19 protein-coding genes are annotated in these 14,915 nt (G+C 64.8%); 14 read left to right on the forward strand and 5 right to left on the reverse strand.

Going from position 1 to position 14,915, the window contains the following annotated elements; translation table 11 throughout:
• Positions 1-258 precede the first annotated feature (258 nt).
• The 4 genes from HMPREF3014_RS16480 (at position 259) to HMPREF3014_RS35155 (ending at position 3,386) form a co-directional block, all read left to right on the forward strand.
• The gene (locus HMPREF3014_RS16480; RefSeq protein WP_017001537.1) at positions 259-1,248 is read left to right on the forward strand and encodes an Abi family protein; all 990 of its coding nucleotides are present in this window, start codon (positions 259-261) and stop codon (positions 1,246-1,248) included.
• A gap of 467 nt (positions 1,249-1,715) precedes the next feature.
• Positions 1,716-2,837 (forward strand): Fic family protein, encoded by a 1,122-nt coding sequence (locus HMPREF3014_RS16485; RefSeq protein WP_003113218.1) that lies wholly within the window; start codon positions 1,716-1,718, stop codon positions 2,835-2,837.
• A gap of 127 nt (positions 2,838-2,964) precedes the next feature.
• Positions 2,965-3,264, forward strand: coding sequence for a nuclease-related domain-containing protein (locus tag HMPREF3014_RS16490; RefSeq protein WP_003113219.1), 300 nt, complete (start codon positions 2,965-2,967; stop codon positions 3,262-3,264).
• Positions 3,261-3,386 carry a hypothetical protein gene (locus HMPREF3014_RS35155; protein ID WP_003160853.1) on the forward strand — a complete coding sequence of 42 codons (126 nt, stop codon included), beginning with the start codon at positions 3,261-3,263 and terminating at the stop codon, positions 3,384-3,386. Before HMPREF3014_RS16490 ends, HMPREF3014_RS35155 begins: the two co-directional genes overlap by 4 nt.
• Positions 3,387-3,590: 204 nt before the next feature.
• Here the strand turns inward: HMPREF3014_RS35155 and HMPREF3014_RS34670 are convergent, their stop codons facing one another.
• The gene (locus HMPREF3014_RS34670; protein ID WP_152959728.1) at positions 3,591-3,734 is read right to left on the reverse strand and encodes a hypothetical protein; all 144 of its coding nucleotides are present in this window, start codon (positions 3,732-3,734) and stop codon (positions 3,591-3,593) included.
• 99 nt (positions 3,735-3,833) lie between these two features.
• Between HMPREF3014_RS34670 and impA the strand changes: the two genes are divergently transcribed.
• From impA to HMPREF3014_RS16515, 5 genes are all read left to right on the forward strand, one after another.
• Entirely contained in the window at positions 3,834-6,605 is a 2,772-nt protein-coding gene (gene impA, locus HMPREF3014_RS16495) for an ImpA family metalloprotease (protein WP_025982301.1), read from the forward strand.
• A gap of 190 nt (positions 6,606-6,795) precedes the next feature.
• Positions 6,796-7,410, forward strand: a complete 615-nt coding sequence (locus HMPREF3014_RS16500; RefSeq protein WP_016852402.1) for a DMP19 family protein — start codon at positions 6,796-6,798, stop codon at positions 7,408-7,410.
• Positions 7,400-7,747 carry an SMI1/KNR4 family protein gene (locus tag HMPREF3014_RS16505; RefSeq protein WP_009875770.1) on the forward strand — a complete coding sequence of 116 codons (348 nt, stop codon included), beginning with the start codon at positions 7,400-7,402 and terminating at the stop codon, positions 7,745-7,747. Before HMPREF3014_RS16500 ends, HMPREF3014_RS16505 begins: the two co-directional genes overlap by 11 nt.
• Positions 7,748-7,760: 13 nt before the next feature.
• Positions 7,761-8,231, forward strand: coding sequence for a hypothetical protein (locus tag HMPREF3014_RS16510; RefSeq protein WP_003084993.1), 471 nt, complete (start codon positions 7,761-7,763; stop codon positions 8,229-8,231).
• Positions 8,232-8,246: 15 nt separating this feature from the next.
• Entirely contained in the window at positions 8,247-8,705 is a 459-nt protein-coding gene (locus tag HMPREF3014_RS16515; protein ID WP_003084991.1) for a DUF6985 domain-containing protein, read from the forward strand.
• Positions 8,706-8,714: 9 nt separating this feature from the next.
• On the opposite strand, the gene HMPREF3014_RS16520 is transcribed toward HMPREF3014_RS16515, so the two are convergent.
• Complete coding sequence (locus HMPREF3014_RS16520; protein WP_003084988.1) at positions 8,715-8,873, reverse strand: YqaE/Pmp3 family membrane protein; 159 nt, start codon at positions 8,871-8,873, stop codon at positions 8,715-8,717.
• Positions 8,874-9,060: 187 nt separating this feature from the next.
• Between HMPREF3014_RS16520 and HMPREF3014_RS16525 the strand changes: the two genes are divergently transcribed.
• Positions 9,061-9,576, forward strand: coding sequence for a hypothetical protein (locus tag HMPREF3014_RS16525; protein ID WP_009875769.1), 516 nt, complete (start codon positions 9,061-9,063; stop codon positions 9,574-9,576).
• Here HMPREF3014_RS16525 and HMPREF3014_RS16530 read toward each other — a convergent pair.
• Positions 9,566-9,904: a carboxymuconolactone decarboxylase family protein gene (locus HMPREF3014_RS16530; RefSeq protein WP_003084980.1), complete on the reverse strand. Its 339-nt coding sequence runs from the start codon at positions 9,902-9,904 to the stop codon at positions 9,566-9,568. The genes HMPREF3014_RS16525 and HMPREF3014_RS16530 overlap by 11 nt on opposite strands.
• 117 nt (positions 9,905-10,021) lie before the next feature.
• On the opposite strand from HMPREF3014_RS16530, the gene HMPREF3014_RS16535 reads away from it, so the two are divergent.
• From HMPREF3014_RS16535 to HMPREF3014_RS16545, 3 genes are all read left to right on the forward strand, one after another.
• Positions 10,022-10,933: an AraC family transcriptional regulator gene (locus HMPREF3014_RS16535; RefSeq protein WP_009875768.1), complete on the forward strand. Its 912-nt coding sequence runs from the start codon at positions 10,022-10,024 to the stop codon at positions 10,931-10,933.
• Between the two features lie 177 nt (positions 10,934-11,110).
• Complete coding sequence (locus HMPREF3014_RS16540; protein ID WP_003084974.1) at positions 11,111-11,464, forward strand: DUF805 domain-containing protein; 354 nt, start codon at positions 11,111-11,113, stop codon at positions 11,462-11,464.
• Between the two features lie 128 nt (positions 11,465-11,592).
• Complete coding sequence (locus HMPREF3014_RS16545; RefSeq protein WP_009875766.1) at positions 11,593-12,288, forward strand: HAD family hydrolase; 696 nt, start codon at positions 11,593-11,595, stop codon at positions 12,286-12,288.
• A 7-nt stretch (positions 12,289-12,295) separates the two neighbouring features.
• Here HMPREF3014_RS16545 and HMPREF3014_RS16550 read toward each other — a convergent pair whose 3' ends face one another.
• Positions 12,296-12,784, reverse strand: coding sequence for a M48 metallopeptidase family protein (locus tag HMPREF3014_RS16550; RefSeq protein WP_003084971.1), 489 nt, complete (start codon positions 12,782-12,784; stop codon positions 12,296-12,298).
• Between the two features lie 112 nt (positions 12,785-12,896).
• Here HMPREF3014_RS16550 and HMPREF3014_RS16555 point away from each other — a divergent pair, with 112 nt between their 5' ends.
• Positions 12,897-14,075 (forward strand): BaiN/RdsA family NAD(P)/FAD-dependent oxidoreductase, encoded by a 1,179-nt coding sequence (locus HMPREF3014_RS16555; RefSeq protein ID WP_023083929.1) that lies wholly within the window; start codon positions 12,897-12,899, stop codon positions 14,073-14,075.
• On the opposite strand, the gene HMPREF3014_RS16560 is transcribed toward HMPREF3014_RS16555, so the two are convergent.
• Entirely contained in the window at positions 14,072-14,839 is a 768-nt protein-coding gene (locus HMPREF3014_RS16560) for a class I SAM-dependent methyltransferase (RefSeq protein ID WP_009875764.1), read from the reverse strand. The genes HMPREF3014_RS16555 and HMPREF3014_RS16560 overlap by 4 nt on opposite strands.
• Between the last annotated feature and the right edge of the window lie 76 nt (positions 14,840-14,915).

Below are 14,915 nucleotides of genomic sequence, written 5' to 3' on the forward strand. Positions count from 1 at the left end.
GCAATTGGTCGCTGCCACGATCGCTTCCACTTGTGTGTGTCTCGACGCCTGATCTCCGTCCAAACCTGGCGTCACGAACCATCTAGCCCAAGCGCCTGCGAGGCAAATACAACAAGCATGCTCGATCAGAACCTCACCAATACAGCCGCGACTCAAACGTGCACTCAGGCCCCGTCAAAGCTGTCCCCAGGCAACAATCGAAGCTTCTTCGGTGCTGCCGATAGTGCTGTGGAAGAAGTAGGCAAAAGGAAGTAGTTAATGGCGGGATACCTCAAACCCTGGATGAGCTTCGAAGACCAGTTGAACCAGTTGATTCAGCGAGGCATGACCATCACCGACCGGGCGCTGGCACTGGAATGCCTTAGCCGAATAGGCTACTACCGGCTGAGCGGGTACTGGTATGCCTTCAGAGAGCGAAACGACGTGATCATGCTCGATGGCGGGAAGAAACCGAGCAAGCTGAAGGTAACGAAAGTCCCCACGGACGATTTCAAGCCGGGCGCTACCTTCCAAAATGCCGTGGACCTTTACGTCTTCGATAAACAGCTGCGCCTCCTAGCAATGGATGCCCTGGAGCGAATCGAAATCGGCTTGAGGGTAGATATTACCCACGGCCTCGGCGTCCTGGATCCGTTCGCCTACATGCAACCTGGTCTGCTCCATAAGGACTTTTGCGGGAGGATCCTTGCGAGTACGGGAATCAGCCGGCATCAAGATTGGCTGACCCGCCATAACCAGCTGATCTCCCGCTCCAAAGAGGACTTCATTCAGCACTGCAAGGCAAAGTACGGACTTCCGCTACCGCTCTGGATTGTTGCGGAGGTCTGGGACTTTGGCACGATGTCCACTCTGTTCAGCGGGATGCGAGAAGCCGACCAAGATGCAATCTCGGCAAAGTACGGCATCTCAAACGGGCGAACCTTTGCGTCCTGGCTGCGAAGCCTTAACTACCTTCGCAACGTCTGTGCTCACCACAGTCGGCTATGGAATAGAAACATTATCGACCAGCCGAAGCTGCCGCCGGTGGGAGAGGTTCCCTGGGTCGCTCCCTTTGTAGGGAACGCCCATGCCCTGGCACGGTGCTACCTGCTACTTTGCATAACGCGCCATCTGTTGCGAACGGTAAATCCTCGTTCCACTTGGCCGCAGCGGATGAAGCAGCACCTGCAGCAGTTCCCACAGTTGTCCCACTTGGGGCTCAACGATGCTGGTATGGGGACGCACCCAGGCTGGGACACCGCCTGGTGAAAATCTCAGGCAATAAAAAACCCCTCAGCAGCTTCATCACCAAAGTGAGTCAGCCGAGAGGGGCCGTGTTGGGTTCAATACTAGAGATCGAGTTAGGTGACGTCAACTCCATTGACAGCCTGCCAAATCGATTGCGCCCCAAAGCGTAGCGGCTTTGCGCGAGTGGTAAGACGACCTAGAGGCTTATGCTAGAGCTGCTTTCAAGGTGACCTGCCCCCATTTTGTAGCCCGAGAGCTACATGTCCCTGCATCAAATTTTATCGATGCCCAAGGGGTACGGCCGACCTCTGTCCACAAGGTTTTTGACGTGCTGAAACAGGCGCTTTAGCTGACTCAGTCACCCTGAACAGGCATGCTCATCAAGCTATCAACCCAGCTTGAGAATTAGACAGTGAGCCGAATAGTTGCCATTATCGGCTCACAAAATGAGCCGAATAGGCTCTCTAATCGGCTCATGAATATCCCTTATGAACGACCCACTTTGGATCTGGCAGCAGCCCGACTGGCCGCAGTTCAACTGGCAAGCCGAAGCGCTTGCACCACTGCTGCGCTCCTGTAGCCAGGCTCAGGGTCGTTTGTTAGGAATGCTCGGTGCCGTGGGGAGTGACACCGAAGTGCAGAGCAGCCTGGATGCCATGCTGCAGAACATCGTCACCTCTTCAGCCATTGAGGGAGAGCAACTGAATGTCGGTTCGGTGCGCTCATCACTGGCACGGCGACTGGGATTGCACGAAGAAGGTCGAACCACCTCTCGCTCCGAAGGCCTGGCGGAACTGCTGCTCGATGCCACCCACGCACATCAAGAGCCGCTAGACGAACAGCGACTGTTCACCTGGCACCGTTGGCTATTCCCCACTGATGAGCAACTGCTGACTCGACCGCTACACATCGGTGCACTGCGTGGCGAAGAGCCCATGCAGGTGGTTTCCGGTCGCATCGACCGCCCGACAGTCCATTTCGAAGCCCCTCCCCGCGCGGGGCTGGAAGCGCAACTGGCGGACTTTCTCGCCTGGTTCGAGAGCAGCCGCCGCGATGCCAGCCTCGATCCCTTTCTGCGCGCCGGCATCGCCCATTTCTGGTTCGTGACCCTGCACCCCTTCGACGACGGCAACGGTCGCCTCACCCGCGCTATCACCGATCTGGCATTGGCTCAGGGTGAGCAGCAAGCCATTCGCTTCTACGCCATGTCTGCGAGCATCCTCGACGACCGCGCCGGTTACTACCGCATTCTCGAAGCAAGTCAGAAAAGCACGCTGGATATCACCAACTGGCTGCAATGGTTTCTCGCGACGTTGCTCAACAGCCTGGAGCAGGCTCTTGCTCGTATCGACCGCGTGCTGGTCAAGGCGCGCTTCTGGCAGGCACACCGCAGCCAAACCCTATCGGCGGAGCAAGTCAAAGTGCTTAACCGCCTGCTCGATGGCGGCGAAAGGGGGTTCGAGGAGGGCATCAGTGCGGCGCAATACCAAGCTGTGGCCAAGGTTTCCAAAGCCACCGCGACCCGCCACCTGAGCGACCTGCTGGAAAAGGGCTGCATCGAGCGACTGCCCGGCAGAGGGCGTAGCACCCGTTACCAGATAGCACGCTGAGCGCCTGCACCGGGCTCATCAGTCCTTGATGCGTCATCGCGCCATAGGACAATGGTCGCCTCTCCATTAAGCAGCTCGGCTCAAGGAAGAAAGTGGATTACAGCCGATAGTCGCCCAGGTCTGGGGCATGCTGACCTGGTTTATCCCGGCAGCCCTGCTGATCGGCCTGCTCAAATCGCCTTGGGCCAAGGGGCAGATCGGTGAACTGCTGGTGCGCCTGTTCGCCCATTGGCAACTGGACAGGCACACCTACCGCCGCCTGCACAACGTCACCCTGAACACGCCGGACGGCACGACACAGATCGACCACGTATTTCTCTCACCCTACGGCATCTTCGTGCTGGAAACGGCAGGTTTCCAGCACCTGCCGATAGGTCTCTACCGTTGCATCGGCGAGCCGTGCTGCAGGTCACAGGCTTTGGCATGAATCGCCCGCCACTGCGCGATCAATCGCAGGGTGTCGGCGGCAGCAGCGCAAGTTTCGGCGAAGGCGAACTGGCGCTGGCGGAGCGGAATCCGATGGACGTGGCGGCTCTGTTCGCCGCCTGAGCGTGGGAAGGCACTTATCAGGCACTTCCGAAGGCACTACCGGACGATATCGATTCCATTGCCAACGCGGTAACTTCGAAGTACCTAAACCTTCATGAAACTGCAACTTCCAACTCCATCGACAGCTCTGGAAGTACATCCTCGGTATTTTCCAAGCCCCTAACCAAAGTCTGGATCGTTTCGTCACAGGAAACGCTGGAGCGCCTATTCCAGAGCGCTTCGAACAATCGGTAAAAATAAAATCAAAATAATCAGACGCAGTTCAAAAACAACCAGAACAGATAGTTTTTCCGCCTTTCCCAACATGCTCCTCTCGCCTTGACTCGTTCGATGCAGCGGATCGCCCATGCGTATTTCCGGCATTGTCCGAGGCCCATTCCCTGTTCGACGCGATACCCGGCGCACCCATAACAATATGCCGCCCTCCACGGGCCGATAGCGCCAGTTGTGAGCCTGTCCACCACTGCATTTCCCTCACTGCAAGGAGAGAACATGAGTCGCTCACCCATCCCTCGCCACCGAGCGTTGCTGGCCGGTTTCTGCCTGGCTGGCGCGCTGTCCGCCCAGGCGGCCACCCAGGAAGAAATCCTCGATGCGGCACTGGTCAGCGGGGATTCCTCGCAACTGACCGACAGCCACCTGGTCGCCCTGCGCCTGCAGCAGCAGGTCGAGCGCATCCGCCAGACCCGCACCCAGTTGCTCGACGGTCTCTACCAGAACCTCAGCCAAGCCTATGATCCTGGCGCCGCCAGCATGTGGGTCCTGCCGGCCAACCCGGACAATACCCTGCCCTTCCTCATCGGCGACAAGGGGCGCGTGCTCGCCAGCCTGAGCCTGGAGGCCGGCGGCCGCGGGCTGGCCTATGGCACCAACGTGCTCACCCAGTTGAGCGGGGCCAATGCCGCCCACGCGCCGCTGCTGAAGCGGGCGGTGCAGTGGCTGGTGAACGGCGACCCGGGCGCGGCCACTGCGAAGGACTTCAAGGTCAGCGTGGTCGGGGTGGACAAGACCGCCGCCCTCAACGGCCTGAAGAGCGCCGGCCTGCAACCGGCGGACGCCGCCTGCAACGCGCTGACCGACGCCAGTTGCGCCAGCACCAGCAAATTGCTGGTACTGGGCAACGGCGCCAGCGCCGCTAGCCTGAGCGCCACGGTGCGCGCACGGCTACAGGCCGGGCTGCCGATCCTCTTCGTGCACACCAATGGCTGGAACCAGAGCAACACCGGCCAGCAGATCCTCGCCGGCCTGGGCCTGCAGGAAGGCCCCTACGGCGGTAACTACTGGGACAAGGACAGGGTGCCATCCAGCCGCACCCGGACGCGTTCGGTCGAGCTGGGCGGCGCCTATGGCCAGGACCCGGCGCTGGTGCAGCAGATCGTCGACGGTAGCTGGCGCACGGACTACGACTGGTCGAAATGCACCTCCTACGTCGGTCGCACCACCTGCGACGACGTGCCGGGACTGAGCGACTTCAGCAAGCGCGTCGATGTATTGAAAGGCGCCCTCGACGCCTACAACCAGAAGGCGCAGAACCTCTTCGCCCTGCCCGGCACCACCTCGCTGCGGCTCTGGCTGCTGTGGGCCGACGCGGTGCGGCAGAACATCCGCTACCCGATGGACAAGGCCGCCGACACGGCGCGCTTCCAGGAAACCTTCGTCGCCGACGCCATCGTCGGCTACGTGCGCGAGGCCGGCGCGGCGCAGAAGGAACTGGGCAGCTACGCCGGCCAGCGCCAACAGTCGATGCCGGTATCGGGCTCGGAGGAAACCCTGACCCTCACCTTGCCGTCGGCCCAGGGCTTCACCGCCATCGGCCGCATGGCGGCGCCGGGCAAGCGCCTGAGCATCCGCATCGAAGACGCTGGCCAGGCCAGCCTGGCGGTCGGCCTGAACACCCAGCGCATCGGCTCGACGCGGCTGTGGAATACCCGCCAGTATGACCGCCCGCGCTTCCTCAAGAGCCCGGACATCAAGCTCCAGGCAAACCAGTCGGTGGCGCTGGTATCGCCCTACGGCGGCCTGTTGCAACTGGTCTACAGCGGCGCCACGCCGGGTCAGACGGTAACCGTCAAGGTAACCGGCGCGGCCAGCCAGCCGTTCCTCGACATCCAGCCGGGCGAGGACAGCAGCCAGGCGATTGCCGACTTCATCCAGGCGCTGGACGCCGACAAGGCCGACTGGCTGGAGATCCGCAGCGGCTCGGTGGAGGTCCACGCCAAGGTGGAGAAGGTCCGTGGCTCGATCGACAAGGACTATGGCGGCGACGTCCAGCGCTTCATCCGTGAGTTGAACGAGGTGTTCATCGACGACGCCTACACCCTGGCCGGCTTCGCCATTCCCAACCAGGCGAAGACTCCGGCAATCCAGCAGGAATGCGCGGTGCGCGGCTGGGACTGCGACAGCGAGACCCTGCACAAGCTGCCCGGCACCCAGCACATCAACGTCGACCAGTACGCCCAGTGCGGCGGCGGTTGCAGCGGCAACCCCTACGACCAGACCTGGGGCCTGAACCCGCGTGGCTGGGGCGAAAGCCATGAGCTGGGCCACAACCTGCAAGTGAATCGACTGAAGGTCTACGGCGGGCGCTCGGGCGAGATCTCCAACCAGATATTCCCGTTGCACAAGGACTGGCGCGTGCTCCGCGAGTTCGGGCAGAACCTCGACGATACGCGGGTCAACTACCGCAACGCCTACAACCTGATCGTCGCCGGACGCGCCGAGGCCGATCCGCTGGCAGGCGTATACAAGCGCCTGTGGGAAGACCCGGGCACCTACGCGCTGAACGGCGAGCGGATGGCCTTCTATACCCAGTGGGTGCACTACTGGGCCGACCTGAAGAACGATCCGCTGCAGGGTTGGGATATCTGGACCCTGCTCTACCTGCACCAGCGCCAGGTGGACAAGTCCGACTGGGACGCCAACAAGGCCGCTCTCGGCTACGGCACCTACGCCCAGCGCCCGGGAAACAGCGGCGATGCCAGCAGCACGGACGGCAACGACAACCTGTTGCTCGGCCTGTCCTGGCTGACCCAGCGCGACCAGCGGCCAACCTTCGCGCTATGGGGCATCCGTACCTCGGCAGCGGCCCAGGCGCAGGTGGCGGCCTACGGTTTCGCCGAGCAGCCGGCGTTCTTCTATGCCAACAACCGGACCAACGAATACAGCACGGTGAAGCTTCTGGACATGAGCCAGGGGTCGCCGGCGTGGCCGTTTCCGTGAGTCGTAGCTGAGGGGGCTGGCGCGGGGTGATGCTTCTCGCTCCGCGCCGGTCCTCATGCCCCTCTCCCCGACGGGAGAGAGGGTCGGCCATGCCAGCGGGCAATGCCGTGCCAGGCTGGCAAGCCAAACTGTCGTTCAAGCTGAACGATCCTGCGCAATAATGAGCCCCTTCCACCAGCAAGGACCGCTCATGACCGACCGCCTTCCCTGCCGCGCCTGCGGCCATCTCATCCTCGCGACCACGGCGGCGAGGAACGACGGACTGTGCATGCCCTGCAAGGGCGGCTACCGGCAGAACATCGAGGATGGCAAGCGTTTCCACACGGAGCGACGGCGCTACCTGGCGAGTCCGCAGGCGCTGTACTGGAGCGCGCTGGTGAATCGCGTCTACGATGGCCGCGAGGGATTCGCCGGGCTGTCGCCGGCCGAACGGAGCTACTACGCAGTGAGCGTGCTCAGCGGCGAAGTGCACAACGGCGGCTTCGACCAGTACTTCGGCAACTCCTCCGGCGACCAGTACCAGGCGGCGCGCGCGGGTCTTCGCGAGTTGGAGGCGGAGGACGCCCTGGCCCTGCTGGAGCGAGCCGCCGCCCTGCTGTTCGGCGACGGTCCGGTGCCAGTCTCCCAGGCCGAACGCCAGTTGCGCATGCCGACCTGGGCCGATGAACCCGACCGCGACTGCGAAGCGGCCCTGGATGCGCTGGACACGCGCTTCTACGCCCTGGCCGACGCGCTGGGCGAACGCCTGCTGGCCCATGCCCGCCACCATGCATTGTTCGCCCTGGACGAGCCCGATGAAGCCTGAATTGGATGCCCTAGAGGCCTGGCTCGGACAACCGCTGCCGGCTGCCTTCGTCGCCGCTCTGGAGCAGCACGGCGGCCGCCTCGTCGAGCCGGACCTGCTGCTCTACGCCGCCGACGAGTTGCTGGAACGCAACCGGGCCTTCGAAACCTCTCTCTACTGCCCCGGTTACCTGGCCATAGGCGACGACAGCGGCGGCCGCGCCGTGGTGATGGCCCTGGACGACCACTGGCAGGCGCTGTTCCTGGTCGACCATGGCGCGATGACGCCGGACTGCTTCGAACCCCTGACACCCAGCCTGGAGGCCTGGCTGGAAGCCGGGCCCTGCCTGCCCGAATGACGGAGAAACGCCCATGATTCCTTTCGGCCTCAGCCCCGAACAATTCCGCGAGCGCTACCGCCGCGACCTGCAACGCGCCGCGCCGGGCGTGATCCAGCACCTGCGCGAGCTGCTCCGGCAACCCTTGGAGGAAGGACTGCGCGACGGCGAGATCCAACTGTTCCTCGGCGAGGACGGACGCGACGCAGCGGAAGCGTGGTTGTACCTGAATGGCGCCAGCAACCGGGTGGACGCCAGCGACCCGCGCCTGTTTCCCGGCAAGGCGCTGGACCTGGCGCTCGGCCTGGGACATGCCCCGGATTTCGACGAAGCCTATTTCGCCGACGGCTTCGGCGGCGTCGATCTGCTCGCCGATACGCTGCAAGCCTGGTTCGCCGAGTGCTGGTGGAAGGCCGGCGGCTGGGCCTGGCCGATCCCGCTATGGCTGCACGTACACGATGGCTTCGGCGACGGCCGTGGCATCGCCCTCACCGAACGCTGCTGAACAGGGAGACCACGCATGGAACTGATCCGCAACCTGGACGATGCGAACATGGGCGAAGTGTATTGGCGCCTGTACCGGCGCTACATCAGCCTGTTCATCGAGAACGAGGCCGACGACGCCTACGCCTGGCGCTGCGCCCGAGCCCTCGACGAACTGGATGACGCCGTGGTCGAGCGGCTTTGTGCCGCCAGCCTGCGCTACCGCGCCGCGCGCCTGGAGCGGCTGGGCGAGTCTGCGGAGGAAGTCGCGCCGGCGCGCGGGGTGCTGGAACGGATCGAACCGGGCGAGCTGATCGTGCCCGACCCGGAACAGGGCGACGAAGCGGTGATCCACCTGTCGCTGAACTGCGAATGGGACCGCGAACACGGTATGGAATGGATCGTCCGGGGCGGCGAGGTGCTCTATGTCGGCCCCTTCCACGGCGAAGACCCGTGGCGGGACTTCACCGTGAAGGAACCATGGAACTACGCCTGAGCAGGGGCCTCAACGCTTGGCGATGATGTACACCGCGTGGACGATGCCCGGGATGTAGCCGAGCAGGGTGAGCAGGATGTTCAGCCAGAAGGCGCCGCCGAAGCCGACTTGCAGGAACACGCCCAGCGGCGGCAGGAGGATGGCGATGAGGATGCGGATCAGGTCCATGAACGGAACTCCTTGGTCCAGGGTCGATACGGTGTCCGGCGCGTGAGCCGGCGTTTTTTCGCGTCACCCTATGACTGACTCCCGCCATTCGCGGAGGGTTCAACCGCAACGGTACTCGCCGCCTGTCACGCGCAGCGGTACGCTTGAGCCTACGCTCATGCGAGCGGACAACCCGCAAGGAACATCCATGTCCGACCTGCCCCCGCGTCCCGCCTTCTGGCCGTACCTGCCGGGCTACGCCCTGTTGCTGCTTTCGGTGCTGCTCTGCGCCAGCGGCAGCTACCGTTTCGTCACCCCGATGGCGCTCGCCGACGGCGTCGACCTGGTCTACCTCAGCCAGGGCCTGGCGCTGCTACCGCTGGGTACCGGGCTGGTCGGCCTGCTCGCGGCCTTCCTCCTGCATGTCCGCGGGCGCTGGCTCGGCGCGCTCCTGGCGCTGCTGCCGGCGGCGCTGATCTGCGCCTGGAACCTGTACAACTATGCCGCCCACGGCGACGAGGCGTTGTCGCCGAGTTTCGCCCAGTACACCCAGGCGCTGCTCGGCCTGCTGCTGCTCGGCGGCGTGCTGAGCCTGGTCGACCTGCTCCACGGCAGGCCCTCGACGCTGCTGCGCAAGGGCCTGCTGGGGCTGGGCTGGCTGGCCCTGGTGGCCTGGCTGGGGTTGCTGTTCTACCTGCAGCGCCTGTACGGCCTCACTTCTTGAACTGGTCGTAGGCTTCCAGCGCGCGCAGCGAATAGACATAGGCGGCGCCGGCATTCAGGGAGATGGCGGTAGCCAGGGTCTGGGCGATTTCCGCCTCGCTGGCGCCGGCCTTCAGCGCGGCCTCGGTGTGCACGCCGATGCAACCGTCGCAACGGGTGGTAATGGCCACGGCGATGGAGATCAGTTCGCGGGTCTTGGCATCCAGGGCGCCCTCGGCGCTGGCTTCCTCCAGCGCGCCATAGGCGGCGAGCATCTTCGGGTGTTGCTTGCCCAGGGCACCGAAGGCTTTTTTCACGGCGGGGACGAACTCGGTCCAGTTGTTCAGCATGGTGATATTCTCCGTTGCTTTCGCGCCGGGAGTGGCGCGTCGGGTTACCAGTCTCGACCAGTCTGGACCGCGCCGCCTGCCCATGCGTCTCTACTTTCGACCTGATCGGCTCATCCCATGGACCCACTCGACCGGCTCATCCAGCTCGCCAACCTGCAGGGCCGCCTCGACCAGCGCTGCCAGCTACAGGGCAGCTGGGCGCTGGAGCACCCGCAAGCGGTGCCCGGCGAGGCGACCTTCCATATCGTCATGGCCGGCACCTGCTATTGCGAATTCCTCGATGGCGCTCGCCTCGACCTGCATCCCGGCGACCTGATTCTGTTGCCACGCGGCACCCCGCACCTCCTGCGCAGCGACAGCCCGGCGCAACCCTGCGAACCCACCGTGGAGCACCGCGGCAGCATCCCGCTGTACCAGTTGAACGGCCCCGGCGAGGCCCTCGACATGCTTTGCGGCAGCTACCGCTATCACGCCGGTGCCAGCCTGTTCGGCGCGCTCCCCGAGCGCCTGCTGGTGCATATGGACGAGTCGACCCAGCAGCCCCTGCGCGCGCTGATCGGGTTGATGCGCGAGGAAGCCGAGAGCACCCGCAGCGGCGCCCGCTCGATCATCGACGCGCTGGCCACCGCGCTGTTCGCCCTGGCCCTGCGCGCCTACCTGGACCGCCAACCGCTGGGCGACGGCCTGTTCGGCCTGCTGGGCGACGCCCGCCTGGGACGAGCCCTGCGGGCCATGCTGGAACGCCCGGAGCATGCCTGGACCCTGGAACAGCTTGCCCAGCAGGCGGCGATGTCGCGGGCCAGTTTCGTCCGCGCCTTCTCCGCCCTCGGCGGGACCTCGCCGTGGAACCTGCTGACCCGCATCCGCATGGAGAAGGCTCGCGGCCTGCTGCGGCAAACGCAGAAGAGCCTGCTGGATATCGCCGCCGAGACCGGCTACCAGTCGGAGGCAGCGTTTTCCCGCAATTTCCGCCAGGCCTTCGGCGAATCGCCCGGCCGTTTCCGCCGCCAGGCCGACCCCGCTCGCTGAAAGCGCTACCGGCGCACATTTCGGCGATCCGCTGCTATGCAATGTGAATGATTTTCGCAACATCCTGTACGAATTCACTGACAGTACGGCTACACTGTGCTTTCCCGGCAAGGAGGCGCGGGGGTACTTGTCGCGGCACCCACTCTCCCGCTTTACCAGTACGCCCAGGAGGCAAACATGGAATGGTTTCTGAAATGCGTGAAGGAACACTACTTCGACTTCAACGGGCGTGCCCGTCGCAAGGAATACTGGATGTTCACCCTGGTGAACATCATCATCTCCGTCGCGCTGAGCGTCGTGCTCGGCCTGATCAGTGAAAAGCTCCTGCCGATCGCCAATCTCTACTCGCTCGCCGTGCTGCTGCCGGCCCTGGGCGTCACCGCCCGGCGTCTGCACGACATCAACAAGAGCGGCTGGTGGATGCTGATCGCGCTGATCCCGATCGTCGGCCTGTACCTGATCTACCTGCTGGCCAAGGACAGCGACGCCGGCCAGAACCAGTACGGCCAGAACCCGAAGGGCATCGCCTGATTCCTTCCCGCCGGGCCGCACGGCCCGGCGTTCTCCCTCTCCCTGTTTCCCTTCCCGCCCCTGACCGGGGTTAGAATGCCTCGCTCCCACTCCGGCGCCCTGCGCCAACGCCCGCAGCGAGGTAGCCCATGCCCCACCCCATCGACGCACTGATTTCCGACTGCGACGGCGTCCTGGTCGACAGCGAGGTCATCGCCGAGCGCGTGATGTACGAGGCGCTCAGCGCCTACGCGCCGCTGGAGGAGCTGCAGCGCCTGCTGGAAGGCACCTTCGGCCTGACCAGCCGCGACATCCTCGATCGCGTCGAGAAGCACTTCGGCCTGCGCATCCCCGACAGCTTCAACCGCGAGGTGCGCCAGCGCAGCGAGGAGATGGTCGCCCAGGTCCAACCCATTCCCGGCGCACGCGAGGCGCTGCTGGCCCTGGACCTGCCCGTCGCGGTGGCCTCCAACAGCCGCCGCCACAGCCTGGAGCGCTCGCTGGCGCGCGCCGGGCTCAGCGAACTGATCGGCGAACGCCTGGCCAGCGCCGATATGGTCGCCCTGCCCAAGCCCGCACCCGACGTCTACCTGCACGCCGCCAGCCTGCTCGGCGTCGCCCCCGAGCATTGCCTGGTGGTGGAAGACAGCAGCACCGGCACCCGCGCCGCCCTCGCCGCGGGGATGCGGGTGATCGGCTTCGTCGGCGCCGGGCACATTCCCGCCGGGCACGCCGAGGTACTGCGCGAGCTGGGCGCCATCGCCATCGTCGAGCACATGCGCGAACTGCCGGAGACCGTGGCGCGCCTGCGCCGCGAGAGCCGAGTGGCGCTGGGAACGCCGTAACCGGGCGTCAGAGACTCTTCCAGGTCAGGTACACCCGCAGGTCGAACTCCAGCTGGTGATAGTCCGGCAGCATGTACTGGCAGAGCTGGTAGAACGCCTTGTTGTGCTCGCTCTCCTTCAGGTGGGCGAGTTCGTGGACGACGATCATCCGCAGGAACTCCGGGGCGGCGTCCTTGAACAGGGAAGCCACGCGGATTTCCTTCTTCGCCTTGAGCTTGCCGCCCTGCACCCGCGAGATCGCGGTGTGCAGGCCGAGGGCACGCTGGACCACGTCGAGCTTGTTGTCGTAGAGCACCTTGTCCAGGCCCGGCGCGTTGCGCAGGTGTTCCTGCTTGAGGTTCATGGTGTAGGCGTACAGCGCCTTGTCACTCTGCACATCGTGACGCCCCGGGTAGCGGCGCTCGAGGTACTCGCCCAGGCGGTTCTCGGCGATCAGCTGGCGGACCTGGTCCTGCAGCGATGCGGGATAGGCCTGGAGGTACTTGAGGGGGATCATGCACGGGTCCGGCGGTTCGCGGAAAACGCCCAGTGTACCGCGTCGGGAGCTCCGGCGGCCGACCGCCGCTTCGGGTAATATGCGCGCCGTTTCCGATGAGCGGAGTGGGACAGTGGCAAGTACAGATGTGCTGATCGTTGGCGCCGGGGCGGCCGGGCTGATGTGTGCGATGACGGCGGCCGGGCGCGGGCGCCGCGTGCGGGTACTCGACCACGCCAACAAGGCCGGCAAGAAGATCCTCATGTCCGGCGGCGGGCGCTGCAATTTCACCAACCTGTACACCGAGCCGGCCAACTTCCTTTCGCGCAACCCGCACTTCTGCAAGTCGGCGCTGGCCCGCTACACCCAGTGGGACTTCATCGGCCTGGTGGCCAAGCACCAGGTGCCGTACCACGAGAAGAAACTCGGCCAGCTGTTCTGCGACAACAAGTCCAGCGACATCCTCGAGATGCTGCTGCGCGAATGCGCCGAGGCCGGAGCGGAAATCCTGCTGGACACCTCGATCGAAGAGATCGCCCGCGACGACGACGGCTACCGCCTGCGTACCAGCGCCGGCGAGATGCGCTGCGAGTCGCTGGTGATCGCCAGCGGCGGCCTGTCGATCCCGACCCTCGGCGCCAGCGGTTTCGGCTACCAGGTGGCGCGCCAGTTCGGCCACGAGGTGCTGCCGACCCGCGCCGGGCTGGTGCCGTTCACCATCACCGACCAGCTGAAGGAGCTGTGCGCCGAGCTTTCCGGCACCTCCGTGGATTGCCGGGTGAGCTGCAACGGCCAGGCGTTCCGCGAGAACCTGCTGTTCACCCATCGCGGCCTCAGCGGCCCGGCGATGTTGCAGATTTCCTCCTACTGGCAACCGGGCGATACCCTGGAAATCGACCTGCTGCCGGACCACGACGCCAACGAATGGCTGGCGCAGCAACAGCGCGAGCGTCCCAACAGCGAGCTGAAGACTTTGCTCGCCGAGCTATTCACCAAGAAGCTCGCCGGACTGCTGGCCGACCGCTGGTTCGTCTCCAAGCCGATGAGGCAGTACACCCCGGCCGAACTGGCGGGTATCGCCGGGCAGCTTTCGGCCTGGCGGGTCACGCCCTCGGGCACCGAGGGCTACCGCACCGCGGAAGTGACCCTGGGCGGGGTGAGCACCGACGAAGTGTCGTCGAAGACCATGGAGTCGCAGCGCTCGCCGGGGCTGTATTTCGTCGGCGAAGTACTGGACGTCAGCGGCCACCTCGGCGGCTTCAACTTCCAGTGGGCCTGGGCCTCGGGTTATGCGGCGGGACAGTACGCCTAGCGCGCCTCGGCCAGATAGACCTCGGTGCGATAGGGCAGCGCTACCTGCTCCTTCCCCTTGAGCGCCGGGTGGCTGGCGACCAGCTCGCGCAATTGCGCCGCCACGGCGTTCTTTTCCGTCTCCGGCAAGGCGGCGATGAAGCTCACCGAAAGGAAGCGCGAGACGATCACCTGCTCCGGCGGGCCGACATGCTCGTAGGCGAAGGTGGAAAGTCGCAGCGGTCCGAAGGGCGCGCGCTCGAACGGCCGACGCCAGTCGCCCTTGTAGAAACGCGGCGCATCGCCTTCGTAGGGGGTGATGATGCGGGTGATCTCGGCGACCCAATCCAATGACTCGTCACGCACGTTCCACACCAGCCCCAACCTGCCTTCCGCCGTCAGCACGCGGCGCATTTCCTCCAGCGCCTCCACGGTGGCGAACCAATGGAAGGCCTGTGCGCACACCAGGGCGTCGGCGAAGCCGTTGGCCAGCGGAATCGACTGGGCGCTACCGGCCAGCGCCTGGACCTGCGGCAAGGCTTCGGCAAGCTGGGCGCGCATCGCATCCACCGGTTCCACCGCGACCACTCGCGCGCCGGTACGGGCCAGCAGGCGGGTGAACTTGCCGGTGCCGGCGCCGAGGTCCACCGCGACGGTCTGCGGACGCAGGCCAAGGGCATCGCGCAGCCAGTCGGAGAGCGCTTCCGGGTACTCGGGCCGGCCCTGGGCGTAACGCTGGGCCTCGGCGCTGAAACCTTGCTGGGCGGCGCTGTGTACGGACGACATGAGGGACCTCCTGGGCGGCAGGGAAAGCCCGAGGTATAGCACAGCGGTTTTCCTCCGAATTCCAGACGAACGGTTC

It is taken from the genome of Pseudomonas sp. HMSC065H01 (assembly GCF_001815235.1).
GTDB lineage: Bacteria > Pseudomonadota > Gammaproteobacteria > Pseudomonadales > Pseudomonadaceae > Pseudomonas > Pseudomonas aeruginosa.